This window comes from Pseudomonas sp. TH21 (assembly GCF_016651025.1).
GTDB lineage: Bacteria > Pseudomonadota > Gammaproteobacteria > Pseudomonadales > Pseudomonadaceae > Aquipseudomonas > Aquipseudomonas aylmerensis.
Genome location: NZ_JAEKEQ010000001.1, coordinates 4,694,286 through 4,718,481 on the forward strand (window position 1 = coordinate 4,694,286; position 24,196 = coordinate 4,718,481).

Consider the following 24,196-nt stretch of genomic DNA (forward strand, 5'->3'; position numbering starts at 1 on the left):
GCCGCAGAGAGTTACATAACGAATGGTATTAAGGCGTAGGGCCTGCAACAAACAGCCGGGCCTTACAGGAATTTAAGTTTCTTCCCACAGCAACTAACAACTCATCGGGGTTGATGTTTGTAATTCGCCGCAATCAGTCGTCCAATCCGGGGAAACGTCGGGCGATCTCATCTCCCGTGAACGCGGGTACCTGGCCTTGAGCGTTATTGAACAGCCGCAGCGTGACCAGGTGCGGGTTCTCGCCGATATCAAACCAGTGTGCAATACCCGCCGGGATCATCAGCAGGTCATGCTTTTCGCAACGTATGGCGTACACATAGTCGCCAATGTGCAGGGTGTACAAGCCTTGGCCGGCAATAAAGAAGCGCACTTCTTCGTCAGTGTAACGGCGCTCATCGAGGAACTGCGCGCGCAGTGAGTCTTTTTGCGGGTGGTCGCCAGTGACGCTGAACACGTCCACGCGCTCGTAGCCCAGGGCGTCGATCTGCGCCTGGTATGCCGCGATCATTTGCGCGTCGCTGGCCCCCTGCTCGATGGATGCGGGCTGCCAGCGCTCGAACCGCACACCGTGCTCGGCGAGGGTCGCGGCGATGTCGTCGGCATGGGTCAGGACCTTGTTCGGGGTATCCGGTGAAGTGACGGGGTAGACGGCGACATAGCTCATTGAGGGTTTCCTTGGTTCTGCTCTTGCAATCGAAGACCGATGATAACGGCGGCGGCCAGGGCCGCGACGCTGGCGATGCTGAAAGTCAGGGTCGGCCCCAACAGGTTCCAACTGTAGCCGGAATACAGCGCGCCCAATGCGCCGCCGGTACCGGCCAGCGCGGCATACAGCGCCTGGCCCTGGCCTTGTTGTCTAGCGCCGAAGCTGCGTTGCACAAAGGCGATGGCCGCCGCGTGAAAGCTGCCGAAAGTCGCGGCGTGCATGACCTGCGCCAGCAACAGCACCCAGAAGTACTCGGCAAACGATCCCAGCAGCAACCAGCGCAGGGCCGCCAGCAGAAAACTGGCCAGCAGCACCCGGCGCAGCGAAAAACGCGTGAGGATGCGGCTCATGCCGAGGAACATCAGCACCTCCGCCACCACTCCCAGCGCCCACAGCATGCCGATCGTGCCACGGCTGTAGCCCAAGTGTTCCAGGTGCAGGGTGAGGAAGGTGTAGTACGGGCCGTGGCTCATTTGCATCAGCGCCACGCAGGCATAAAACGCCAGTACCCCAGGGCTGCGTAACTGCTTGAGGAACCCCTCCCCGGCCAGGCGATTGCCGTGGCTGGCGGGTTGCGCATTCGGCACCCACAGGCTGGCACCGATGATGCCGGCCATGATCACCACGACGACTACCGGGTAGATGTCCAGGCTCAACCAGTCGAACAGACGGCCCATGATCACCACGGTGAGGATAAAACCGATGGAGCCCCACAGGCGGATCTGGCTGTAGCGCGAGGTCTGTTTTTGCAGGTGCGCCAGGGTGATCACTTCAAACTGCGGCAGCACCGCGTGCCAGAAAAACGCATGCAGTGCCATCACCAGGGCCAGCCAGGCGTAGGTGTGGCTGACGAAGATCAGCGAAAAACTCGCCAACGTACACACCGCGCCAAAGCGCACGATGGCCAGGCGCCGACCGGTGTAGTCGCCGAGCCAACCCCACAGGTTGGGTGCCACGCAGCGCATCAGCATGGGGATGGCCACCAGCTCGCCGATGCGCGCGCTGGAGAACCCCAGATGATCGAAATACAGCGCCAGGAACGGCGCCGTCGCCCCGAGCAGGGCGAAGTAGAACAGGTAGAAGCTGGAGAGGCGCCAGTACGGGAGGGCTGGGGTCATTACCGGGGCTGCATCGCCGCCCGGCAAGAACAAGCGCCCTTGCCACGGCAAGCTCGCTCACCCCTACAGGCGGTCACAGCTGGCCCAGCACCGGGGTGGTCACCTGTACATCAGCGTTTTGCCCACGGTTGCGCAGCAGGTGGTCCATCAGCACGATGGCCATCATCGCCTCGGCAATCGGCGTGGCGCGAATGCCTACGCATGGGTCGTGGCGGCCCTTGGTGATCACATCCACCGGGTTGCCGTGCACATCGATCGAACGGCCCGGCGTGGTGATGCTTGACGTGGCCTTGAGCGCCAGGTGCGCAACGATTGGCTGCCCGGAGGAAATACCACCGAGGATGCCGCCGGCGTTGTTGCTGAGGAAACCTTCGGGGGTCAGCTCATCACGGTGCTCGGTGCCGCGCTGCGACACGCAGGCAAAACCGGCGCCGATTTCCACGCCTTTCACCGCGTTGATGCTCATCAACGCGTGGGCCAGCTCGGCATCGAGGCGGTCGAAGATCGGCTCGCCCAGGCCCGGCTTGACACCTTCGGCGACCACCGTGATCTTGGCGCCGACGGAATCCTGGTCGCGGCGCAACTGGTCCATGTAGGCCTCCAGCTCCGGCACCTTGTCCGGGTCGGGGCTGAAGAAGGCGTTGTCTTCGACGCTGTCCCAGGTCTTGAACGGAATCTCGATCGGGCCCAACTGGCTCATGTAGCCACGAATGACGATGCCCTGGGTTGCCAGGTATTTCTTCGCGATCGCGCCGGCAGCCACGCGCATGGCGGTTTCGCGGGCCGAGCTGCGGCCACCGCCACGGTAGTCGCGCTCGCCGTATTTGTGATGGTAGGTGTAGTCGGCGTGAGCCGGGCGGAACAGGTCCTTGATCGCCGAGTAGTCCTTGGACTTCTGGTCGGTGTTGCGAATCAGCAGGCCGATGGCGCAGCCGGTGGTGCGGCCTTCGAACACGCCGGAGAGGATCTCGACCTCGTCGGGCTCCTGGCGCTGGGTGGTGTGGCGGCTGGTGCCGGGCTTGCGGCGGTCGAGGTCACGCTGCAAGTCTTCCAGGGACAGCTCGAGGCCAGGCGGGCAGCCGTCGACAATGGCGACCAACGCCGGGCCATGGCTTTCGCCCGCGGTGGTGACAGTGAACAGCTTGCCGAAGGTATTGCCGGACATGCAGAGCGCTCCGTGAAATCAGTTGAATCAAGTCAACCGTAATAACTTAAGGCGGCCAGTATACGCAGGCTAACTCACTAGTTCATCCTCGAAACCTTACCGGTAGACGTTGGTCCAACCGGCACCTTCCCAATGATGGCGCGATGATGCTGCGAGTTCTGCTTTTGACCCTCACCCTGTTTTCCAGCCTTGGCTTCGCCGCCTCCCCTGTCGTCCTGCAACGGCCCATCAGCCTGGACACCGGCAGCGGCGAGCTGTTTGGCTCGCTCCTGTTGCCCAAATCCGACAAGCCGGTACCGGTGGTGTTGATCATCGCCGGCTCCGGTCCCACCGACCGCAACGGCAACAGTGCCGACGGCGCACGCAACGACAGCCTCAAGCGCCTGGCCTGGGTGCTGGCGCGGCACAACATCGCCAGCGTGCGCTACGACAAGCGCGGTGTGGCCGCGAGCCTGGCCGCCACCCCGGATGAACGCAACCTGACCCTGGATGCCTATGTGGCGGACGCCGTGGCCTGGGGCAAGCAGCTCAAGGCCGATGAACGCATGGGCCCGCTGATCCTGCTGGGCCACAGTGAAGGCGCATTGGTGGCTGCCCTGGCGGCACCGCAACTGGACCCGGCCGGGGTGATCTCGCTGTCCGGCAGCGCGCGGCCGGTCGACCAGGTGATCCGCCAGCAACTGGCCGACCACCTGCCCCCTGCCCTGTTGCTGCGCAGCAATGAAATCCTTGATCACCTCAAGGCCGGCCAGGTGGATGCCGATGTGCCTGGCCCGCTGGAGGGCATTTTCCGTCCCAGCGTGCAGCCGTATCTGATCAGCCTGTTCCGCGCCGACCCGTCGGCGGCCTTCGCCAAGCTGAACATGCCGGCGCTGATCATCCAGGGCACCAACGACATCCAGGTCGGCGTCGACGATGCCCGCCAACTGAAAAACGCCAAGCCCGACGCGCAGTTGTCGGTAATCGAAGGCATGAACCACGTGATGCGCATCGTGCCCAATGACGTAAAGCAGCAATTGGCCTCCTACAATGACCCGCAACTGCCGCTCGCCGCCGAGTTGGGCAGCCGCCTGGTGCGCTTTATCGACGGACTTCAACCCCGTTAAGCGACAATTTGCCTCCAGTCCTGCAGAAACCGGCCGATAAGCCCTGAGTCGACAGCAAAAAGACTGTCGACTCGCTGGGCTTGGACAGGATCGCGCCGCATGACAACCACTGAAGCAACACCGGAACCAATCGCCGACACCCCGGCTGAAAAAACCGAGGCCGTCGACGCGGCGCCCCTGCCGTGGGCGGATGTTCAGGCCGAGCATTTCAAGATGCTGCGCCTGGCGCCGCTGGCTACCGACCGCGCCACAGGCGTGCGGCCATTGCGGTTCGTGCAGTTCGGCTATGCCGAGCGCCACGACAAACGCCACAGCCTGTTGCGCATGGTCATCCAACTGCCGGGGCAGCGCGTGCGCCGTGAGCAGAACCATCTGGATATCTGGGTCGACCATGACACGCACCGCGTGCACTTCGGCCCTGGCAACAGCCTGGAAATCGAACCGGCCAACCGTGGCATCGGTCGCTTCCTGGTGGCCCAAGGCGCCGCCTGGGCGAAGAAGAAGTGGTCGCACTACCGCGTCGACGGCGTCGACCTGGCCAACAAGGACGCCCTCAACGAATCCACGCGCCTGCGCCGCGATCACTTCCTGCGCATCCAGGGGTTTGATGTGGCTTACGCCGATGTGCAGCACCTCAAGGGCAACGTGCAGCCGGGCAAGGTCAGCGACGTGCTCGACAGCTGGAACACCGAGAAAGTGCAGTTCGTGGAAATTCTCGAAGCCGCGCAGATGCTGCAACAGGCCGAGCAGAACCTGGCGGAGCAGGAAGTGAAGCTGCGCAAGGAAGAAGAAAAGGTCACCAAGTTCAAGCGCGAAGACAGCGGCTTGCGCTTCACGATTACTTGCCTGGTGGCGTTTACCGTGTTTCAGGCAGGGTTGTTGATCTGGATTGCCACACACCGGTAATGCAACTGTAGGCGCCCGGCTTGCCGGCGATGGTGGCCTCAAGAGAGCCATCGCCGGCACGCCGGGCGCCTACAGGGCGTGCTTCACACCCGAGCGGCAAAGACCGCTTGATGCTGGCGGCACTGCTCGGCCGTCAACATGAACACCCCGTGGCCACCGCGCTGGAACTCCAGCCAGGCGAAGTCCACTTCCGGATACAGCGCCTCGACGTGCACCTGGCTGTTGCCCACTTCGACAATCAACAAGCCCTTCTCGGTCAGGTGGTCTGCCGCTTCGGCCAGCATGCGCCGCACCAGGTTCAAGCCATCATCGCCACAGGCCAGGCCCAGCTCCGGTTCGTGCTGGTATTCGTCCGGCATGTCGGCGAAGTCTTCGGCATCCACATACGGCGGGTTCGACACGATCAGGTCGAAGCGCTGGCCCGGCAGGCCGTCGAAGCCGTCGCCCTGCACGGTGTAGACGCGCTCGTCGACACCATGGCGCTCGATGTTCTGGTTCGCCACCTCAAGGGCTTCGAAGGACAAGTCGCCCAGCACCACTTCAGCGTCCTGGAACTCGTAGGCACAGGCAATGCCGATGCAACCGGAGCCGGTGCACAGGTCGAGGATGCGCGCCGGTGGCTGGGCCAGCCAGGGTTCGAAGCGGTTTTCGATCAGTTCGCCAATCGGTGAACGCGGGATCAGCACGCGCTCGTCGACGATAAACGACATACCGCAGAACCAGGCCTCTTTCAGCAGGTAGGCGGTAGGCACGCGCTCGTGGATACGTCGATGCAGCAAGCGCTGCACGTGGGAGATTTCCTCTTCTTCCAGATTGCAATCCAGGTAGCTGTCGGCGATTTCCCACGGCAGGTGCAAGGCGCCGAGCACCAATTGCCGGGCTTCGTCCCAGGCGTTGTCGGTGCCATGGCCAAAAAACAGGTCTTCCCCATGGAAACGGCTGACAGCCCAACGGATGTGGTCGCGCAAGGTGCGCAGGCGGGAAGTGATCACGGGGGCAGACTCCTGGAAAAAACGACTGGCGATTCTAACAGCCTTCGCCTGTACCGACGATGTACGAAAAGCCCAGGCCATACGTCGGATTTCTTCCAAATTGCCATCATTCGGTTAAACAAGCCGCCCACTTGACATGGCTGCACGTCAACAACGGCGTACCTTACGATGGTAGCGATTCACAGAACCGCTCAGCCAGTGGACAATGTCACAAAAGCCCCCCTCACAGGAGCCCCCAGAATGTCCGTTCCAAAGACGATGTTTCAACTCAGCGGTCGTGGTTATGCGGCAGCCAACCTTGGCCATGCGACCCTCGTGATCATCGATGCCCAGAAGGAATACCTCAGCGGCCCGCTCGCCCTCTCGGGCATGGACGCGGCGGTCGCCAACATCCAGCAACTGGCCGCTGCCGCGCGCAACGCCGGGCGCCCGATCGTGCATGTGCGTCACCTGGGCACCGTTGGCGGCCTGTTCGACCCGCAAGGCGAGCGCGGCGAATTCATCCCCGGCCTGGAACCTGTCGGCGACGAGACCATCATCGGCAAACTGCTGCCCAGCGCGTTCCACGGCACTGGCTTGGAAAAACACCTGCAGGACCTTGGCTCCCTGGACCTGATCGTCTGCGGTTTCATGAGTCACTCCAGCGTCAGCACCACCGTGCGCGCCGCCAAGAACCTGGGCTTTCGCTGCACCCTGGTGGAAGACGCCTGTGCGACACGCGACCTGCCCTACAAGGGCGGCATCCTCAGCGCCGAGCACGTGCAACAGACCGAAATGGCCATCATGGCCGACAACTTCGCGACCCTCGCGTTGACCAAAGATCTGATCTGATCGACCCATGGGATGAGCGGCGCGGCATGTTTTATGTCCCGCTCATCTGCAAATGCCTGTCATTTGCTGCAATTACCTCGGGTACAGGAACAACCTGTGTATCTTCCGGTCGAAGGGCCGATACCCTGGAGGAAAGGTCGGAATGAAGATATCCGATGGTTTTGATGCTCGTCGCTTGCGCCCCAAGGGCCCGAGCAACTGGCGTCTGCGCCTGGTGGCCGGCATTGCCGCGCTGCTGGCGATTGTTGGTGTGCTGCTGGCGGGTGCGGGTGCCGCTGGTTTATTCGGTCACTCGCCGGCCCTTGGCGAACTGAATGCCAGCCCCGGTGGCTCGGCGATCTTGGCGGTCGTTGGCCTGCTGGTGCTGTGGCTGGGCGTCTGGCTGTGGCGTCGCAGCCGTCGGAAGATGCGTCAGCCGTTGTCGCTGAACATCGCTTCACACCTGATGAAAAAGCACGACTGATGGCGCTTGGATAGCGTTTCCTGCGCCCTGGCCGCCGCGATTTAGGTAAACTGCCCGCCCTTCGCGGAGGCTGACATGCAAGACGACGATTTTTCCCTGTTCAAAAACGAGCTGCGCGGCGTCAAGCCGATCAAGCACGACCGCGCCGACACCGGCAAACCCAAGGCCGACCGGGCGCAGATCGCCAAACTGCGCCAGGCTGCAACCGTGCGCACCGACGCCACCACCGTTGATGGCCTGTCGGACCAGTTCGTGATCGATGTCGGCCCCGAAGACGAACTCATGTGGGCCCGCGACGGCGTGCAGGAAAGCCAGATGCGCAAGCTTAAGGCCGGCCAGATCCCGTTCGAAGGCAGCCTCGACCTGCACGGCATGACCGTGGAAAAAGCCCGCGAAACCCTGTGGGCCTTCCTCGCCGAAGCCACCAAATTTGAAATCCGCTGCGTGCGCGTCACCCACGGCAAGGCTGTGCGACTGGACGGCAAGCGTCCGATGATCAAAAGCCACGTCAACACCTGGCTGCGCCAGCACACCCAGGTACTCGGCTTCACCTCCTGCCAGGCCCGCCACGGCGGCGCGGGGGCGGTGTATGTGATGCTCAAGCGCACCATGATGGAAGGGCGTGACGAGTAAGCAAAAAAAAGCCCAGCAAGTGAGCTGGGCTGTTGTCGGCCGCATAGGTTTCAGCTGTCTTTCGCTTTTTTCTCTCTTGCCAACGAGATCACTGCTTTTTGCAGGGTGATTGCCGTGTTGGCCGCGCTCCGATAGACCGCACGTCGCTCCTCCACAGAACCACTTCGGAAAAAATCTGACATTGTGGTCGATGAGTACTTCTCAACAACTTCCGTCACTTCGCCTTTCATAAGGCTACTCCGGTCAATATTTGCTCAAGTTCTTCAGGATGGTAGGGCTGCCTGACAAGTTCGTCAATTTCCCCTGCCGATAGGTTGATACCGATCTGCGACTCGCCGCCGTCGGTGTCCTTGATGAGAACATCGACTTGAAGACGCCCAATGAACTCGCGCTTCAATCCGCACACCGTTGCCTTTGATGCATAAAACTGGCGAATGAACTCTTTGCAGGGGATATTTCTACCTTCAACAGCCTCGCGTGCCAGCACGAACTCCCATGCAAGTTCAGGCTTTTGGTAAACATAGATAACTTGAACGGACCGATTTTCCTTATCGAGTGCACGCTGGATGTTTTTTCGAGCAACAGCAAAATTCGCCAGCGTTCCGTCCAACAGGAAGGACTGCCGCTGCTGATAGACCAAGCCAACGGTACGCTCGACCATAGCCGTCAAGCCACGTTGAAAAAGGCTGGAGTTTCGACCCGGGTACTCGGGAAAGTATTCCCTGAAGTCATCCGGGTCGATACGCAAGGCACCTGCTCCCCCTTCCTCCATCAAACGAATAAAGGACTTTGATACTTCTGTGTTACCTGCACCGGGAGAGCCCGCCATAAATACCGAGACTGGATAGCGCTCACCCGGGTACTTATCCAGGCAAGCCAGCTCCCGGGCTATCCTCGTCCGATTGGCCTTGGCAAAGGTCAATGCGCGTTCTGAGATGCATCGCTCCAGCGGGGGTCATTACGTCGTCCTCAGCGGAGGCAGACTCTAACATCGCTATCGCCCAGGAATACAACTGTCGGCGTTCCTACGCTACTATGTGCGCCACATCACCCGCCGCCACTAAGCGCCGGGCAACGCTTCACATTGGTACAGGCATACACCGTACCGTTCTGAAACCCATACGGAAACAGTCCTGTGACATTGGAACAGAATTACACCGCGATCCTCGGCCAACTCGGCGAGGACGTTTCCCGCGAGGGCCTGCTCGACACGCCAAAGCGTGCCGCCAAGGCGATGCAGTACCTTTGCCGCGGCTATGAACAGACCCTGGAAGAAGTCACCAACGGTGCCTTGTTCAGCTCTGACAACAGCGAAATGGTGCTGGTCAAGGACATCGAGTTGTATTCGTTGTGCGAACACCACCTGCTGCCGTTTATCGGCAAGGCGCACGTTGCCTACATCCCGAGCGGCAAAGTGCTGGGCCTGTCGAAGGTCGCGCGGATTGTCGACATGTATGCGCGCCGCCTGCAGATCCAGGAAAACCTCAGTCGCCAGATCGCCGATGCGGTGATGCAAGTGACGGGAGCCCTGGGCGTGGCCGTCGTGATCGAGGCCAAGCACATGTGCATGATGATGCGCGGTGTCGAGAAACAGAATTCCTCGATGATCACCTCGGTGATGCTGGGTGAGTTCCGCGAAAACGCGGCCACCCGCAGCGAATTCCTCAGCCTGATCAAGTAATCGTCTGAGTAGGAAAAAACCGGCGTTCATCGCCGGTTTTTTTTCGCCTGCAGAAATCAGGTAAGCTGCGGCCCCTTCTTCATGGGCAAGAGGTTTCAGCCATGTTCGTCAAAGCACTTCGAGTGGGCCTCGGCCACGTCATCATCGCGGGCGACTTCCTTACCCGTCCGCGTAAAAAGCAGCGCCCCGCCGAACAACAGGCACAGGTCAACGAAGCGGCCAAGGGCCTGACCCTGTATCAATTCCACGCCTGCCCGTTCTGTGTGAAGACTCGCCGCACCCTGCACCGCCTGAATGTGCCGGTGGCGCTCAAGGATGCGAAAAACAACGAGCAGGACCGCCAGACCCTGCTGGAGCAAGGTGGCAAGATCAAAGTGCCGTGCCTGCGCATCGAAGAAAACGGCCAGACCACTTGGATGTATGACTCCAAGGTCATCATCGACTACCTGGACAAGCGCTTCGCCGCGGTCTGACAAACACTGAAGATCGAACGTGGGAGCGGGCTTGCTCGCAAAAGCGGCGGATCAGTCAATCAATCTATCGACTGACACAGCGCATTCGCGAGCAAGCCCGTTCCCACTTTGAGTTCAGATTACCAAGTCAACATCCAGCAGCGCCGAGCCCAGGCATTTGCCATGGGCATCCAGCGCCAGGGAGCGGGTCACGCCACCGCGCAGAATCCCCGGCAAGACGAAGTTCAGCGCCTGGACAGTGGGCAATTCATAACGCCGCACCGGCGCAGCACCCGGTTCCAGCAGGCCGGCAAAGAACTCGGTCACGCGTTCGGCCGTGAGCTGTTCACACAGCAACGGGTAATCCTCGGCGCGATAAGCAATGATCGAGATGTTCGAGGTGTCGCCCTTGTCCCCGGTCCGGGAGTGGGCCAGCGTGTGCAGTTTCATGCTTCGATCCTCGGGTTGACCGCGCTTCGCGGCAGCAGTAATGACGCCACCGCCACCACCTGGCGCACGCTTTTACTGGCACCGCCGCCGCCGGAGGGGCCGTTGGTGTAGAGGGTTTCCACTTCATTGCCGATCCGTACCGCTTCGCCACGCTCCTCGCATCGAGCCGCGACGCGCAAGCGCACTTCCCAAGGTTCGACACTGCTGCGCGGGCCGTGGAGCGAGTCCATGCCGATCAGCTCGGCGCGCACGTCCTGCATCTTCACGCCGGTTAACGCCAGACGCTTGAGTACGACATCCCGCGCCAATTGAGCCCGTGCGACGGCGCCGGGGCCGCCGTAGGACATCTGCCCTTCGCCGATCCAGCCATCCAGATAGCCCACGCTGACCTTCAACTGTTCAGGTCGCGCGCGCCCCGCGGCGCCCTGGGCGCGCACACGATCAACCGCTTCCTCGACAAAACCCACCTTGGAAAAATCCGCGGTCACATCAGGCGTCAAATACGCCGCTGGATCATGCACTTCATAAATCAGTTGCTCGGTGCAGGTCGCACGGCTGACCCGTCCACCTGAGCCTGCAACCTTGGTGATCAGCGCTTCGCCCTCGGCATTGATCTCGGCCAAGGGGAATCCCAGGCGCGCCAGGTCATCCACATCTTTGAAGCCCGGGTCGGCAAAATAGCCGCCACTGACTTGCCCGGCGCATTCGAGCAAATGTCCAACTAAAGTGCCGCGACCCAAGCGCTGCCAGTCATCCGCGGCCCAGCCGAACTCGAACATCTGCGGCGCGAGGAACAGCGACGGGTCGGCGACACGTCCGGTAATCACCACATCGGCGTCGGCGCGCAGGGCTTCAAGGATGCCTTCCACGCCCAGGTAGGCATTGGCGGAAATCAGCCGTTCGCCGAGTGAACCGACGGTCTGGCCGTTATCCAGCACTTGCTCGGGCTGCAACGCAGCCAAGACATCGTCGCCCACCACCGCGACCACCTTGAGGCGCAGGCCCAGCTCGCTGGCGATGCGCCGCACTTCAATCGCCGCCGACACCGGGTTGGCCGCGCCCATGTTGGTGACCACCCGCAGGCGGCGACGCCCGGCGCCCTCCCCCACAAACGGCAACACGCGGCGCATGCGCTCACTGAGCAGCGGGTCATAGCCGCCGTCGGGATCCGTGATCCGCGCCTGTTGCGCCAGGGCAATCGTGCGTTCGGCCAGGCATTCGAAGACCAGGTAATCCAGATCGCCCTGTTCAGCCAGTTCCACGGCGGGTTCAATACGGTCGCCGGAATAGCCGGCACCGGAACCGATGCGCAAGGTTTTCATCTCAAATCACTCCCAGGAGCAACGCGGTCAGGGTCATCAACACCGACGCGGCAAACAGAAAAGGGATGGTGAAGCGCTGGTGATCGGCCAATTCGATCTTGCACAGGCCCACCAACAGGAAGGTCGCGGGGGTCAGCGGGCTGACCGGGAAACCGGTGGTGTGCACGCCCAGCAGCGAGGCCTGGGCCACCTGCAACGGGTCGACACCGAGGGCCTTGCCGACTTCGGCGATCACCGGCATCACGCCGAAATAATACGAATCGGGGTCGAACAGCATGCTCAACGGCATGGAAATAAAGCCCACCACCGCCGGGATCAGCTTGCCGTGGCCGGCCGGAATCTGCGCCACCGCCACTTCGGCGATCGCCTTGAGCATGCCGGTGCCTTGCATGATGCCGGTGAACACCCCGGCGGCGAGCAGGATACTGGCCATGGTCAGCGCGGTTTTCGCATGGGCATCGATGCGCGCGCGCTGGGCGTCCACATTCGGGTAGTTGATGCACAGGGCCGCCACGGTGCCGAGCATGAACATCACCACCGGGTCGACCCAGCCGGCGATCATCACCACCATCACCAACACAGTCAGCACCAGGTTGACCCAGAACAGCCGAGGCCGGCGCAGCTGGATGTCGGCGTCGCTGAGCACCCGTTGCGGCACGGCATCCACGCTGGAACCGGCGCCCAGGCCCAGGCGTTTTTCCTCGCGGCGGCCGAGCCACCAGGCGCAGGCGAAGACGAAGACCAGGCCGACGATCTGCACCGGGATCAGCGGCTGGAACAGGTCAGCCACCGGCACATGCAGTGCCGCCGAGGAGCGCAGCACCGGGCCGGTCCACGGCAGGAAGTTGACCCCGGCGGCCATCGCGCAGACACAGGCAAGGATACGTTTATCAATGCCCAGCCGCGTATACAGCGGCAGCATCGCCGGCACTGTCACCAGGAAGGTCACCGCGCCGGAACCGTCGAGGTGTACCAACAGGGCCAGGGTCGCGGTACCGACGACAATCCTTGTAGGACGCGTCCCTACCGTGCGCAGGATGCGATCAATGATGGGGTCGAGCATGCCGGCATCGGTCATGATCCCGAAAAACAGGATCGCGAACACAAACATGCCCACCACGGGGGCAACGTTCTTGATACCGGTAATGATGAAGGCGCTGGTTTGCAGGCCGAACCCACCGAGCAACGCGGCGATGATCGGCAAGGCGATCAGGGCCACTAGCGGCGAGAGGCGTTTGCTCATGACGGCAGCGAGCAGGCACAGGATGGTGATGACACCCAGGGTAGCGAGCATGGGTTACTCCAGAGCGGCCTTTGCGGCCGGTTATTGTTTTCCCCCGAGTATTGGAATCACGTTACCCTTTGTAAATTGGAATGTTCAGCGAGTCATGTTCGTAAAAACAAAACGCTCGAGAAAAACAACAATGAAAAATTCGATCCAGCATATCCAGGCATTCCTCGCGGTGGCCCGTACCGGGAGTTTCACCAAGGCGGCCAACGAACTGCACCTGTCACCTTCGGCGCTGACCGTGCAAGTCCAGCAATTGGAGGATTGGCTGGGCGTTGCACTGCTCGACCGCAGCCCGCGCCATGTGAGCATCACGGCCGCCGGCCAGGACGCGCGCGGCCCTATGGAAAAACTGCTGCTGGACCTGGACAACATTGTCACCGGTTCCCGCGACCTGGCCGCCTTGCGTCGCGGCGTCGTCACCATCGCCGCCCTGCCCTCGGTCTGCGCCGGCACCCTGCCCCCGGCCCTACGGCTGTTTCGCGAACGCTTTGGCGGCATCGAAGTGCGCCTGCACGACCTGGTGGCCCATCGCATTCATGCCCAGGTACGTGCAGGCGAGGTTGATTTCGGCATTGGTGTACGCGCACGGCTCAGTCACGGCCTGGCGTTTGTGCCGGTGCTCAATGATCGACTGTGCGCCTTCGTGCCGCTGGACCATCCCCTCACCCGCCATCGCCAGCTGACCCTGGAGCAACTGGCGGACCAGCCGATCATCCTCACCGGGCGTGACAGCAGTGTGCGTGAGCAAGTGGATGCGTTGTTTGATGAGACGCAGCTGACGATGAACGCAGGCATGGAGGCCAACTATATGTCGACGGTCCTTGCCTTGGTGCGCCAGGGGCTGGGCATCAGTGTGCTGCCGGAGTCGGCGGCGGACAGTTTGGCAGGCTTGAAACGCATCAATATCGATCATCCCGGCGTGAACCGGGAGATCGGGCTGATCAGCCGCAGCGGCATGCGCCTGAGCCCGGCGGCGCAGCGCTGTTTTGACCTGCTCAAGGCCCAGATGCCCTCCTTGTAGGAGCCCGGCTTGCCGGGCGCCTACAGATTGAGGGCGTTCAGTCGAGCATCGCGACGTGCTTGGGGTGGCTGGCCACACGCGCCAACCACGCCTGCACGCCCGGGTACGCATCCAGGTCAAAACCACCTTCCCGGGCCACGTGGGTATAGGCATACAATGCCACGTCCGCGATGGAGAACTGGTCGCCCACCAGGTACGGCGTCAGTTGCAGCTGGCGTTCCATGACCTTGAGGGCTTTGTAACCGCCCTTGTGCAGCTTCTTGTATTCCTCTAGGCGCTCCTGCGGCAACCCCAGGTAAAACTGGATAAACCGCGCCACCGCAATGTACGGCTCGTGGCTGTACTGTTCGAAGAACTGCCACTGCAGCACCTGCGTGCGCAGGCGCGGCTCGGTGGGCAGGAATTCGCTGCCGTCGGCGAGGAAATTCAGGATCGCGTTGGATTCCCACAGGCAGGTGCCGTCTTCGAGCTCCAGCACCGGGATCTTGCCGTTGGGGTTCTTTGCCAGGAATTCGGCCGTCTGCGTGTCACCCCTGAGGATGTCGACATCCACCCATTGGTACGGAATGCCCAGCAGGTTGAGCATCAATTTGACCTTGTAGCAGTTGCCCGACTTGTAATCGCCATAAACCTTGTACATGGGGCTCCCCTTATGCCGCTTGCGCGTGCTGTGCTTGACGGACCACTGCGGCCAGGCGCTTGAGACCTTCGTCCAGACGGGACGGGTCGATATGGCTGAAATTGAGTCGCAGTGAGCCCAGGTGCTGGTCCGGCTCGGAAAAGAACGGTTCACCGGGCATGAACGCGACGTCCTGATCGAGCGCAGGAGCCAACAAGGTGCGGGTGTCGAGCGGCTGTTTCAAGGTCAGCCAGAAGAATAATCCACCCTGGGGCACTTGCCAGTCGGCCAGTTCGCCGAAGTGACGCAGCAATGCCGCCTGGAAGGCATCGCGGCGCTCGCGGTAAAAGCTGCGCAATTGCACCAGGTGTTGCTGGTATTTCTGTGTGCCGATCCACTGCATCGCCTGCCACTGGCCGACGCGGTTGGTGTGCAGGTCCGCCGACTGCTTGAGCTTGAGCAAGTGCGGGAACAGGTCCGGGCTGGCGATCAGGTAACCGACGCGCAGTCCCGGCAGCAAGGTTTTGGAAACCGTGCCGGTGTAGATCCAGCTGGCTTTGTTCAGGCGGCCGACGATGGGCTTGGCGCTGCCACCGTCGAAGGTCAGCTCGCGGTAGGGTTCGTCTTCGATCAGGGTGACGCCGAACTCATCCAGCAACGCGGCGACAGCCTCGCGCTTGGCCTCGCTGTAGCGCACGGCGGATGGGTTCTGGAACGTCGGAATCAGGTAGATGAACGCCGGGCGATGGCGCTCAAGGTTGGCACGCAAGCTGGCCAGGTCGGGGCCGTCTGCTTCCAGCTGCACCGTGAGGCAATCGGCGCCGAACAGTTGGAAGATCTGCAACGCGGCCAGGTAGGTCGGGCCTTCCAACAGGATTTTCGTGCCCTTGTCGATATACAACTTCGCCGCCAGGTCGAGGGTTTGCTGTGAGCCGCTGACCACCAATACCTGGCTCGCCTGGCACGGCACCCCCAGGGCGCGCGCCTCGGCCGCCAGCAACTCACGCAATTGCGGCTCGCCCTCGCTCATGCCGTATTGGCCGATGTTCAGCGGCATGCCCTCCCACTGCAAGGCCGGCAACATGGCCTCCGCCGGCAGGCCACCGGCGAACGACATCACTTGCGGGCGCTGGGCTGCCGCGAGGATTTCACGGATCAAGGAGCTTTTGAGGCGCGTTACACGTTCAGAGAAGGCCATAAGGTCACCGGTAGCAAAGCCTGTGGGAAATACGTCAAACTGGTTGACCGAAATTACGACAGCTTGAATGGATACGTCAACATGCTTGACCTTAAAAACCAGGGCAGCCAGCAAGAGGCGATGCAAGCGTTCTTCTTCGGCTACCAGGCGTTCACTGCCAAAGCCGATGAAATGCTCGAACGCCGCGGCCTGAGCCGGGTGCACCAGCGCATCGTTTTTTTTATCGCGCGCTACCCGGCCTTGAGCGTGAAGGAGTTGCTGGAATTGCTCGGCGTGAGCAAGCAGGCGCTGAACATGCCGTTGCGCCAATTGCAGGAAATGCACCTGGTCAACAGCGTTGCGGCGCAGACCGACAAGCGCAAACGCCTGCTGGAACTGACGGAGGAAGGTATGCGGTTCGAGCAATCACTGCGGCGTGAGCAGGTGAAACTGTTGCAACGCGCGTTCAGTGAAGCCGGGGAGGAAGCCGTGGCGGGCTGGTTGGCGGTGAATCAGGCCCTTGCCGGGCAGCCTTGATTGCTTTGCAGATGTGCTTGTGGCTGTGGCTGGACTTGTGGCGAGCGGGCTTGCCCCGCGTTGGGGTGCGAAGCAGCCCCAATTCAGTCACTGCATTCTTACAGACAGAACCTGCCAGCAGGTTTTGGGGCTGCTGCGCACCCCAACGCGGGGCAAGCCCGCTCACCACAATTAAGTCCAGTTCACCCCAATAAGGCCAGTTCACCCCAACAAGCCCAGTTCTCCCCCAACAAGCCCGGCTCACTCCAATAAACCCAACTCACCAAAAAAACCCGCCTCCCCCCCTATCCAGACACCACAGCCGTGGCCTTCCATCGACTTTCGCCCAAACAATCGAAAACATTATTTGCTTTATTTGTATACAAAAGCATAATTCGCTTCGTGCGAGTTCCTGACCTATTGGTCAACAAAACCCGCCAGTACCTCAAAGCGCTGCTGCCCACTGTCGTGACCGGCGCTGGAAATAACAATAAAACTCTTGAGGAGTACTCGCTGTGGAAAGCCGCAAATCCGAAGCCCCAACGCTGGATCTTTTACCTGCACGCAGTGGCTGGCTGGAACGCTTGTTCAAACTGCGCCTGCATGGCACCACAGTGAAGACCGAACTGATCGCCGGCCTCACCACGTTCATCACCATGGCCTACATCATCTTCGTCAACCCCAACATCATGGCCGACGCCGGCATCGATCATGGCGCGGCGTTTGTCGCCACGTGCATCGCCGCGGCGCTGGGTTGTCTGTTGATGGGCCTGTACGCCAACTGGCCGGTAGGCCTGGCGCCGGGCATGGGCCTGAACGCGTTTTTCACCTACACCGTGGTCGGCACCATGGGCTATCACTGGGAAACCGCGCTGGGTGCGGTGTTCATTTCCGGCGTGTTGTTCATGGGCCTCACGCTCTCCCGGATCCGCGAGTGGCTGCTCAACAGCATTCCGGTCAGCCTGCGCCACGCCATGGGCGCGGGTGTCGGTCTGTTCCTCGGGGTGATCGGCCTGAAAACCGCCGGGATCATCGTCGACAGCCCGGCCACGCTGATCAAGCTCGGCTCGCTGCATGAGCCGGCGCCGCTGCTGGCGGCGGTGTGTTTCCTGCTGATCGCGATCCTCAGCTATCACCGCGTATTCGGCGCGATCCTCATCAGCATCATCGCCGTGACCCTGGCTGGCTGGGGCCTGGGCCTGGTGCATTACAACGGGATCCTCTCCACCCCACCGAGCCTGGCACCGACCTGGATGGCCATGGACGTGAAAGGTGTGTTCAATGTGAGCATGATAAGTGTGGTATTTGCCTTTCTTTTTGTGCACATGTTCGATACCGCCGGTACACTGATGGGCGTTGCGCAACGCGCCGGGCTGGTCAATGCCGACGGCAGGATCGATAACCTGTCCCGCGCCCTCAAGGCCGACAGTGCCTCCAGTGTGTTCGGCGCCATGGTCGGTGTACCGCCGGTGACCAGCTACGTGGAAAGCGCTGCCGGTGTTGCCGCCGGTGGCCGTACCGGGTTGACGGCGGTCACGGTCGGCGTGCTGTTCGTGGCGGCGATGTTTTTCGCGCCGCTGGCGGGCATGATCCCGGCCTACGCCACGGCGGGTGCGCTGATTTACGTGGCGATGCTGATGATGGCGAGCATGGCCCATATCAATTGGGATGAAGCCACCGACAGCATCCCGGCCATCGTGACCGCGATCATGATGCCGCTGACCTTCTCGGTCGCCGACGGGATCGCCCTGGGCTTTATCACCTATGTGGCGCTCAAGGCCGGCACCGGCAAGTACCGCGAGATCTCCGTGAGCCTGTGGGTGCTGTGCGCGATCTTTATCGCCAAGTTCGTCTTTCTATAAAAAAAGGAGCATGCAATGAGTCTGGAAACCTGGCTGCTGTTCAGTGGCGCTGCACTGGTAGTGATCCTGATCCCGGGGCCGCTGTCGTTGCTGATGATCAGCAACAGCCTGAACTACGGCCTGCGTCGCTCATACCCGGCGTTTCTCGGCGGGGTGATCGCCTCGATCTGTCTGTTGAGCGCGTCGGCCCTGGGCCTGGGCGCATTGCTGCTCGCGTCGGAAAACCTGTTCAGCGCACTGAAGATTGTCGGCGCACTGTACCTGTTCTATCTCGCCTGGCAGAGCTGGCAGCAATCACGCCAGCCATCCCAGGGCGCGACAGTGCCGCAGGCTGCGCCGGTGCCACGCTTTCGCGCGCTGTTCGGGCGCGCTTTTGTGCTGGGGGCCAGCAACCCCAAGGACATCCTGTTTTTCGCCGCCTTTTTGCCGCAGTTCCTGAGCAGCCAGCAACCTTTCCTGCCGCAATTGCTGATCATGATCGCTACCTGGACCTTGCTCGACCTGCTGTGCAAGCTGGCCTACGGCCTCGGCGCCCATGGTGCTGCGCGGTACCTGCGCAGTGGCAGCGGTCAAAGCTGGTTCAACCGCGTCAGCGCCGCCCTGTTCGGCAGTGCCGGCGTGGCTTCGCTGATCAAGGCTAGAATGGTTTCACTTTGACGAAATAAACCGTTGGCGGCAGATTGCCCTGGCTGGGCCATTGAATGCCGGTGACGATCGGAACGAGGCGCTGCTCCCTCATGGCGCTTCGGACCATGGCAGCCACGACTGAATCCTGATGCGCGTTGATGGCCGTATTCACCCAGCCATCAGTCAGGCGCATATTCAACTGAACGCTCCCTCGCTCAAGCCACTGATAGGTCATGTAATACAGCTGGCTTGAACGTGGATGCGTCGCCACCAGTTCATGCATCGGAACATGCCCGCGCCTTACCTGCCATTCGTGAAGGCTGAAACCCTGCTGCTCGAGCACTGACCTGACAGCCGCGCGTTGCGTGGTTCGTCTCTCAATCGCCAACGACATGTCACCGGACCGCAGCCGCGCATCCAACGCCACAGGGGGCCTGAAGTCGACACGCGTAAAGCCTGGGGTCTTGCCTTCGTAACCAATGAACACTGACGTCGGCTTCCTTTGCACAGGCCGCAGCATCCTCAGCAAATCATCCGTCTGACCGGGCCTCACCGGATTGGGGGTCATCCAATCGTCCAACGTCGCCCGCAGGTTGAGCAAATGGCTGGCCGTTGCCGAGCGAGAGGAGTCCGAAAGCTCAAGCACCCGGGCCACTGCAAACTTGCGGCTGTGACGCGTCAGCCCTGGGAACGCCCTGCCGACCTCTGCCTCCGGCGGCCCAGTGAACAGAGGGGCATGGAGCTGCCACTCACCGGTGGCGGTACGCGTTGCCGGCAGCGGTTGCTCACCCAGCGCGGTGGTGGTCCATCGTTCAATGTCCACGCTGACCCTGGAAACCAGTGGCTCGTGTTTGCCGATAAACACGAACTCGCTCAGCGGCGCGTGATCGCCTTGGTGGAGCAACCGGTAATAACCCGCCGCCGATTGTGTGGGCGTGTCATAGCGGCGGCCCACGTAAATGAGGTCATAGGGAAATCCTGGCGGTTCCAGCGGCACATGGAATACCCCTGAAGCCACGGAAGCCAGCGACTGCGCGTCGGGGGCGGGTGCACGCCAACTGAACCAGTGATCGGCCGGTGCGGATGACTGGCGGATCCGGTTGTGCGTGGCGATGCGCACGCTGGGCGGGCGCCAACTCGGCGGCTGCACCGCTTGCCACGGACTGAGTAGCGCGGAACTCGGACCGGCCATGGGCGCATCCGCCCCCAGCAGCCATTCCTTGGGCGAATAAATCGTCAGGATCAGCTCATCCGTTCCCGGCGCGTCGCTGTTTTGCAGGCGGAAAAACGCTTCGCCCTCACGGCGGTAAACCGGGTAATGGTGCGTGTCTTCCACCCAAAAGTGCTCGCCGCGCCGCACGTAGAGACCCTTTTCCCCAGGCCCCTGCAACACCACCGCGTTTTGCGGCCTGCCCGGGGTGCGAAACCGTTCCAGGGGCTTGAGCCGCGCGACTGCCGGGGACGATCGTGGCAGGTTGAGGGGCCGACCAAACTGCGCGAGGGTTGAACGATGGATCCGTCCCAGGCTTGCACCTATCGACCGCGTCATCGGGCGAACCACCGCGCCCGCCTTCACCTTTGGGCCGGGCACAAAGCTCAGCAACAGGTCTATCGCCAAAAATACCGAGCCAAACGCCACGTCCACCGCAACCCGAGGATCACCCGTGCGGTGATAGTGTCGCGCGGTCAGCAATAGCTCATACAACTGGTTACCCAAGCCAAAAAACGGCAGGACAATCGACAGCAAGGCCCGCCCCCGGCTATCCGCCTCGGCCTCCAGGCGCTGCTCGCGGTAGGTCTCCAGACTTTTGCGCGACTGACTAACGGCCTGTGCCTGACGGTGCAGATCAATTGCCCTCGCCTGATACAGGAGCGCCCTGGCATCACTGTGTGAGGTGGGCACCAAGGCTAGCCAGTGCTGCGGGTCACTGGCGATCTGCTCGAGAATCTGTTTTTCAATGTCCTCGACCCGTGCAGTGGGCACCAGGTGTTTGACGGAGAACGAGCGAACAAACTCGACGCCGCGCCAGAACCCATTCACCAGGGCGTAGTCAGGGCGCAAGTCGGCGGGGTCGAAGGACGTCGCGTGTGTTTGCCCGGGATGCGCGTTGATGGCCTCGAACGCCCAGCCGGGTGCAATGTGCCGTGCCAGTGCGCTGACGTGATCAGGTGATGCCCAGTGACGGTTCAGATGTTCCTGGGCCGCTTGCAGGTTGGCGTGCTCACTGAGGCTCATGCCATCCGGCGCGGCGGGCCAGTAAACCACGCAACGTTGGGAAAGCCGGTCATGAATCACCAGGATGCCCGCGCAATAACGATCATGCTGCAGGGTATGGGCCACCAGATGCACGATGTACAGCTGCAATTGATCGCCGTGCTCCAGCAAATCCTGAGGAATGCGTGCGTTCATGGCGGTGTTGAAAAAACGCTGCGCCTCCAGCGTCAACCCGCGTCGAACCGCCGAATACAGATCTGCGTCGGCACCTGCCCGCAAGACGCGCCTCAAGAGTTGTGGCACACGCATGTCGGTGCCGGGCGAATAAAACACACTGTCGATCAATGCCGCATAGCGCCCGCCGATATCCAGCGAGAACACCATATTGATCAAGTAGTCCGCGCTCAGTTGCTGCTTCCACGCGGGTTTGAGGTACTCGGCGTACTTGAAACGCCACCATGTGGGCATCATCTGCGGGTCGAGGTTATGCAGCGCCAACTGCAGCAGGCTGAACCGCGAACGCTCGGGGCTGGGCGTCAGGACTTCCTTGCGATCGCCCACTGTACAGCTGCTTTCCCAACCACAGACCTTGCCGTCGACGTGGTCGGGCATGTCGATAAACGGTGTGTCGACGTCCACTTGCGGGAACAGGCCGTCCTCGCGTAAGCGCGCAATCAACCGTTCACGGGCATAGGTGTGCAGATCCGGCAGCCGCTGTTTAAGGTGCTCTTCAAACGCCAGCATGCTGCCCAAGGAGTGGCGCAGCAGGTGCTTGAAGCGCTTGCGCTGCGCCACGCTCGACTCGCCCAGCCAGGACGGCAGTTTTTTCTTCGCGCTCGCAGCTTTGCGCACCAGCGCCACATGCACCTGCGCCTGGATCAGCGCATCGCTGACTGGCGCATGCAGATGCTGCTCCAGTTCGACCGCCAGCAGCAGGCGGCTCAAGGCAATATCCGCGGTTTCACTGAATACACGGGCGCCGCCATCGAGGCCGCGCTGCAGGGACAGGTAACCCTTGAGCAGCCGCTTGAGCGCCAGCAGCACGGGGTTACCCTCGATGATTTGATAACGCACCGCGAGGGTTTGGTCGGCAGCCTGCTCACGCACACTTTGGCGTTTAGGTCGCTCGACGTAGCGCCCCAGCAACGATTCATCTCGGCTGCCAAGGCTGGCCCTGATCCCCGCGGATAATGCGCCAAGGCTGTCAAATACCGTCACGCCGCCGTCTCGCCCGAACGCACACAGCACCGCCGGTTCGCGCCGCTCTGGATCACTGAGCGCCGCCTTGCGGGTCACCGCAAACAGGCTGTGCAACGAAGAATCGGTATCGGGTCCAGCCCCCACCAGAACCGACAGCACGCAGGCCTCGCTGTCTGCCCGTTTGCTGGCCAGCGGCGTATCCAGCACTTCGAGCAGCAGGTCGCGGTGGGCTGTGCGGACCAACTTGAGTCGGTGCTGCAACTCGATTTCGCCACGCAGCCAATCGGTCCAGAGTTGGAGGACAGAGGCCAGGCGATGGCGTTCACCGTCGGGTTTTGCCTTCCAGAACGCCACGTCGAACAGCTGCAGTTGCGCCCCCTGCACCAGCGCGGACAAGGTGTCCGCGGCAGTCTTGAGTTGCGCTTCAAGCGTCACGAAATCCCGCAAGGCTTGGGTATCTTCCACAGGGTCCTGCGGGTTCAGCAGTTTCATCAGGCCTTTTTCGTAGCGCTTGACTTGGTGCAGCGCAGTGTCCATCGCCAGCCACGGCGCCGTACTGGCGAAAATGATCTCGTGACGCCGTCGATGCCGGTCCCAGGCCTGCAATGGCTGGCGCATACTCCCCAACCGTGGCGTGCCCACCCAATGTGTTCGGCCGCGCTCGACGTCGGCGAGATAGCGGCCGGCGTCGGTCACTGGAGGCTGTCGCGCACCGGCAAAGACCTGCGCCAGGTTGATCGACACCGCGCACGCCAACTCATTTTCCCATTGGCTCTCCAGCATCGCCTGGGCGCTGAGCACAAACACATCGCTTTTCACCGCTGAACCTTGCCACACCGCTGCGGCGGTCATTTGCGCCGGGCACACCGGGTGCCGACGCCGCAAGGGCAGGCACTGCCACAGCTCATCCAGTGACGTCCCCTGGATCAGCGCCACCAGGCCGCACTGCAATTGGCTGAATGAGCGGTACTCGTAATAGTTGCGCGTCAACCCTGGCAGGTACATCACGTGCGGCGACTGCGCAGGGTCATCCGCGCGATGAATATGCAGCGCACCGGGGATGGGCATCAGCCGCGGGCCCACACCCGGCCACATCAACTGGCTGACCTTGAGGCTGGCCCACGGCTCACCCGCGCGTTGCCGCGCCTGCGCCGTCGGCGCATCCACCAGCGCCTGGACCATGGCCCGCCCTGCACTCGATAACTCGTCCAGTTGCCAGGCCACAAAAGCCTGGTCGGCGAACGCCTGCTGGTGCAACTGGGTCCAGCGCTCCTGGCGCGTCAGCCACGATCCCGGCACCAGCGCCTGCCAATAATCGCTGTATGCCTGGGCAAGCCGCCCAAACAGGTTCAGGGCAATCACCCGCTGCAACGCCTCCAGCGGGGTAAACGGCAGAACGCGGGCGGGATCGTCCTTGAGGCTCAGGGTGGTGTACTGGTTGAGATTGATCGGCACCGAAGGCAGCACCAACAGGCGCAGCGTGCGGTCGGTCAGGCTCTCGACTTTTTGCGCGGCGGCAGGCGGCCTGGGCTCGGTGAGCAGCAGCTTGTCCGGGTCCAGGTCAAAGGCCTTGCGCAACTCGGCGCGAATGACCCGCAAGACCCTGGGCGCTCCGAGGATCAGGCGCGAGCGTAATTTGGCTGATTCGGCACTGCGCAGATCAGCGGCTGCGAGCCAGTTGATCAGCAGGCTGGGATGGGGGCTGGCGTTGATCCGCCGCGTCAATTGAGTACGCATCGCCTGCCATGCATCGTCGTCAGGCACATCGGAATCGTCAGGTAAGGTCACGGCGGTATCTGCGTCGAGGAAAACACCTAGCCTATGCAGCACCCGCCCTGATAAG

The 24,196-nt window shown here is 61.9% G+C and carries 23 protein-coding genes; 11 read left to right on the top strand and 12 right to left on the bottom strand.

Features of this window, described 5'->3' with window-relative positions:
• Positions 1-133: 133 nt before the first annotated feature.
• The 3 genes from JFU04_RS20620 to aroC form a co-directional block, all read right to left on the bottom strand.
• Positions 134-664: a 1,2-dihydroxy-3-keto-5-methylthiopentene dioxygenase gene (locus JFU04_RS20620; protein WP_201145628.1), complete on the bottom strand. Its 531-nt coding sequence runs from the start codon at positions 662-664 to the stop codon at positions 134-136.
• A complete protein-coding gene (locus JFU04_RS20625; protein WP_120449291.1) occupies positions 661-1,824 on the bottom strand; it encodes an MFS transporter in 1,164 nt (387 codons plus the stop codon). Before JFU04_RS20625 ends, JFU04_RS20620 begins: the two co-directional genes overlap by 4 nt.
• A gap of 73 nt (positions 1,825-1,897) precedes the next feature.
• Complete coding sequence (gene aroC / locus JFU04_RS20630) at positions 1,898-2,989, bottom strand: chorismate synthase (protein ID WP_106803068.1); 1,092 nt, start codon at positions 2,987-2,989, stop codon at positions 1,898-1,900.
• 143 nt (positions 2,990-3,132) lie between these two features.
• Here aroC and JFU04_RS20635 point away from each other — a divergent pair, with 143 nt between their 5' ends.
• A complete protein-coding gene (locus tag JFU04_RS20635; RefSeq protein WP_201145630.1) occupies positions 3,133-4,095 on the top strand; it encodes an alpha/beta hydrolase in 963 nt (320 codons plus the stop codon).
• Positions 4,096-4,194: 99 nt separating this feature from the next.
• Positions 4,195-5,001: a hypothetical protein gene (locus JFU04_RS20640; RefSeq protein ID WP_065903367.1), complete on the top strand. Its 807-nt coding sequence runs from the start codon at positions 4,195-4,197 to the stop codon at positions 4,999-5,001.
• 83 nt (positions 5,002-5,084) lie between these two features.
• On the opposite strand, the gene prmB is transcribed toward JFU04_RS20640, so the two are convergent.
• Positions 5,085-5,993 carry a 50S ribosomal protein L3 N(5)-glutamine methyltransferase gene (gene prmB / locus JFU04_RS20645; RefSeq protein ID WP_065903369.1) on the bottom strand — a complete coding sequence of 303 codons (909 nt, stop codon included), beginning with the start codon at positions 5,991-5,993 and terminating at the stop codon, positions 5,085-5,087.
• Between the two features lie 240 nt (positions 5,994-6,233).
• On the opposite strand from prmB, the gene JFU04_RS20650 reads away from it, so the two are divergent.
• From JFU04_RS20650 to JFU04_RS20660, 3 genes are all read left to right on the top strand, one after another.
• On the top strand, positions 6,234-6,824 hold the full coding sequence (locus tag JFU04_RS20650) for a cysteine hydrolase family protein (protein WP_065903371.1): 591 nt from the start codon (positions 6,234-6,236) through the stop codon (positions 6,822-6,824).
• 142 nt (positions 6,825-6,966) lie between these two features.
• Entirely contained in the window at positions 6,967-7,287 is a 321-nt protein-coding gene (locus JFU04_RS20655) for a hypothetical protein (RefSeq protein WP_120449294.1), read from the top strand.
• 75 nt (positions 7,288-7,362) lie between these two features.
• Positions 7,363-7,920, top strand: coding sequence for a Smr/MutS family protein (locus tag JFU04_RS20660; RefSeq protein WP_057721413.1), 558 nt, complete (start codon positions 7,363-7,365; stop codon positions 7,918-7,920).
• Between the two features lie 50 nt (positions 7,921-7,970).
• Here JFU04_RS20660 and JFU04_RS20665 read toward each other — a convergent pair whose 3' ends face one another.
• Together JFU04_RS20665 and JFU04_RS20670 are read right to left on the bottom strand one after the other, a co-directional pair.
• Positions 7,971-8,150 (bottom strand): hypothetical protein, encoded by a 180-nt coding sequence (locus tag JFU04_RS20665; RefSeq protein WP_106803066.1) that lies wholly within the window; start codon positions 8,148-8,150, stop codon positions 7,971-7,973.
• Positions 8,147-8,842 carry a zeta toxin family protein gene (locus JFU04_RS20670; RefSeq protein WP_242485922.1) on the bottom strand — a complete coding sequence of 232 codons (696 nt, stop codon included), beginning with the start codon at positions 8,840-8,842 and terminating at the stop codon, positions 8,147-8,149. Before JFU04_RS20670 ends, JFU04_RS20665 begins: the two co-directional genes overlap by 4 nt.
• A gap of 213 nt (positions 8,843-9,055) precedes the next feature.
• Here JFU04_RS20670 and folE point away from each other — a divergent pair, with 213 nt between their 5' ends.
• Complete coding sequence (gene folE, locus JFU04_RS20675; RefSeq protein ID WP_019826593.1) at positions 9,056-9,601, top strand: GTP cyclohydrolase I FolE; 546 nt, start codon at positions 9,056-9,058, stop codon at positions 9,599-9,601.
• A gap of 101 nt (positions 9,602-9,702) precedes the next feature.
• A complete protein-coding gene (locus JFU04_RS20680; protein WP_065903382.1) occupies positions 9,703-10,074 on the top strand; it encodes a glutathione S-transferase N-terminal domain-containing protein in 372 nt (123 codons plus the stop codon).
• A 114-nt stretch (positions 10,075-10,188) separates the two neighbouring features.
• Here the strand turns inward: JFU04_RS20680 and JFU04_RS20685 are convergent, their stop codons facing one another.
• From JFU04_RS20685 to JFU04_RS20695, 3 genes are read right to left on the bottom strand one after another with little or no spacing between them, the layout of a single operon-like run.
• Positions 10,189-10,503 carry an AtuA-related protein gene (locus tag JFU04_RS20685; protein WP_106803065.1) on the bottom strand — a complete coding sequence of 105 codons (315 nt, stop codon included), beginning with the start codon at positions 10,501-10,503 and terminating at the stop codon, positions 10,189-10,191.
• Positions 10,500-11,825, bottom strand: a complete 1,326-nt coding sequence (locus tag JFU04_RS20690) for an acyclic terpene utilization AtuA family protein (RefSeq protein WP_201145632.1) — start codon at positions 11,823-11,825, stop codon at positions 10,500-10,502. Before JFU04_RS20690 ends, JFU04_RS20685 begins: the two co-directional genes overlap by 4 nt.
• A gap of 1 nt (position 11,826) precedes the next feature.
• Positions 11,827-13,119, bottom strand: a complete 1,293-nt coding sequence (locus tag JFU04_RS20695; protein WP_120449296.1) for a CitMHS family transporter — start codon at positions 13,117-13,119, stop codon at positions 11,827-11,829.
• Positions 13,120-13,249: 130 nt separating this feature from the next.
• Between JFU04_RS20695 and JFU04_RS20700 the strand changes: the two genes are divergently transcribed.
• Positions 13,250-14,137, top strand: a complete 888-nt coding sequence (locus JFU04_RS20700; RefSeq protein ID WP_201145634.1) for a LysR family transcriptional regulator — start codon at positions 13,250-13,252, stop codon at positions 14,135-14,137.
• 37 nt (positions 14,138-14,174) lie between these two features.
• Here the strand turns inward: JFU04_RS20700 and JFU04_RS20705 are convergent, their stop codons facing one another.
• Positions 14,175-14,777 (bottom strand): glutathione S-transferase family protein, encoded by a 603-nt coding sequence (locus JFU04_RS20705; protein WP_106803062.1) that lies wholly within the window; start codon positions 14,775-14,777, stop codon positions 14,175-14,177.
• A 10-nt stretch (positions 14,778-14,787) separates the two neighbouring features.
• On the bottom strand, positions 14,788-15,954 hold the full coding sequence (locus JFU04_RS20710; RefSeq protein WP_120449298.1) for an aminotransferase-like domain-containing protein: 1,167 nt from the start codon (positions 15,952-15,954) through the stop codon (positions 14,788-14,790).
• Positions 15,955-16,035: 81 nt separating this feature from the next.
• On the opposite strand from JFU04_RS20710, the gene JFU04_RS20715 reads away from it, so the two are divergent.
• From JFU04_RS20715 to JFU04_RS20725, 3 genes are all read left to right on the top strand, one after another.
• Positions 16,036-16,470: a MarR family winged helix-turn-helix transcriptional regulator gene (locus JFU04_RS20715; RefSeq protein ID WP_065903407.1), complete on the top strand. Its 435-nt coding sequence runs from the start codon at positions 16,036-16,038 to the stop codon at positions 16,468-16,470.
• 494 nt (positions 16,471-16,964) lie between these two features.
• A complete protein-coding gene (locus JFU04_RS20720; protein WP_065903410.1) occupies positions 16,965-18,311 on the top strand; it encodes an NCS2 family permease in 1,347 nt (448 codons plus the stop codon).
• Positions 18,312-18,326: 15 nt separating this feature from the next.
• Positions 18,327-18,968 carry a LysE family translocator gene (locus JFU04_RS20725; protein ID WP_065903413.1) on the top strand — a complete coding sequence of 214 codons (642 nt, stop codon included), beginning with the start codon at positions 18,327-18,329 and terminating at the stop codon, positions 18,966-18,968.
• On the opposite strand, the gene JFU04_RS20730 is transcribed toward JFU04_RS20725, so the two are convergent.
• The gene (locus JFU04_RS20730; RefSeq protein ID WP_201145636.1) at positions 18,949-24,141 is read right to left on the bottom strand and encodes a dermonecrotic toxin domain-containing protein; all 5,193 of its coding nucleotides are present in this window, start codon (positions 24,139-24,141) and stop codon (positions 18,949-18,951) included. The two genes, JFU04_RS20725 and JFU04_RS20730, sit on opposite strands and share 20 nt — an antisense overlap.
• Positions 24,142-24,196 lie beyond the last annotated feature (55 nt).

Coding starts and splice junctions, on each gene's coding strand:
- JFU04_RS20655 (WP_120449294.1), top strand. CDS start 6,967: ATGAAGATATCCGATGGTTTTGATGCTCGTCGCTTGCGCCCCAAGGGC.
- JFU04_RS20665 (WP_106803066.1), bottom strand. CDS start 8,150: ATGAAAGGCGAAGTGACGGAAGTTGTTGAGAAGTACTCATCGACCACA.
- JFU04_RS20640 (WP_065903367.1), top strand. CDS start 4,195: ATGACAACCACTGAAGCAACACCGGAACCAATCGCCGACACCCCGGCT.
- JFU04_RS20635 (WP_201145630.1), top strand. CDS start 3,133: ATGATGCTGCGAGTTCTGCTTTTGACCCTCACCCTGTTTTCCAGCCTT.
- JFU04_RS20650 (WP_065903371.1), top strand. CDS start 6,234: ATGTCCGTTCCAAAGACGATGTTTCAACTCAGCGGTCGTGGTTATGCG.
- aroC (WP_106803068.1), bottom strand. CDS start 2,989: ATGTCCGGCAATACCTTCGGCAAGCTGTTCACTGTCACCACCGCGGGC.
- JFU04_RS20715 (WP_065903407.1), top strand. CDS start 16,036: ATGCTTGACCTTAAAAACCAGGGCAGCCAGCAAGAGGCGATGCAAGCG.
- JFU04_RS20725 (WP_065903413.1), top strand. CDS start 18,327: ATGAGTCTGGAAACCTGGCTGCTGTTCAGTGGCGCTGCACTGGTAGTG.
- JFU04_RS20710 (WP_120449298.1), bottom strand. CDS start 15,954: ATGGCCTTCTCTGAACGTGTAACGCGCCTCAAAAGCTCCTTGATCCGT.
- JFU04_RS20680 (WP_065903382.1), top strand. CDS start 9,703: ATGTTCGTCAAAGCACTTCGAGTGGGCCTCGGCCACGTCATCATCGCG.
- JFU04_RS20685 (WP_106803065.1), bottom strand. CDS start 10,503: ATGAAACTGCACACGCTGGCCCACTCCCGGACCGGGGACAAGGGCGAC.
- JFU04_RS20660 (WP_057721413.1), top strand. CDS start 7,363: ATGCAAGACGACGATTTTTCCCTGTTCAAAAACGAGCTGCGCGGCGTC.
- JFU04_RS20620 (WP_201145628.1), bottom strand. CDS start 664: ATGAGCTATGTCGCCGTCTACCCCGTCACTTCACCGGATACCCCGAAC.
- JFU04_RS20705 (WP_106803062.1), bottom strand. CDS start 14,777: ATGTACAAGGTTTATGGCGATTACAAGTCGGGCAACTGCTACAAGGTC.
- JFU04_RS20695 (WP_120449296.1), bottom strand. CDS start 13,119: ATGCTCGCTACCCTGGGTGTCATCACCATCCTGTGCCTGCTCGCTGCC.
- JFU04_RS20625 (WP_120449291.1), bottom strand. CDS start 1,824: ATGACCCCAGCCCTCCCGTACTGGCGCCTCTCCAGCTTCTACCTGTTC.
- JFU04_RS20700 (WP_201145634.1), top strand. CDS start 13,250: ATGAAAAATTCGATCCAGCATATCCAGGCATTCCTCGCGGTGGCCCGT.
- JFU04_RS20690 (WP_201145632.1), bottom strand. CDS start 11,825: ATGAAAACCTTGCGCATCGGTTCCGGTGCCGGCTATTCCGGCGACCGT.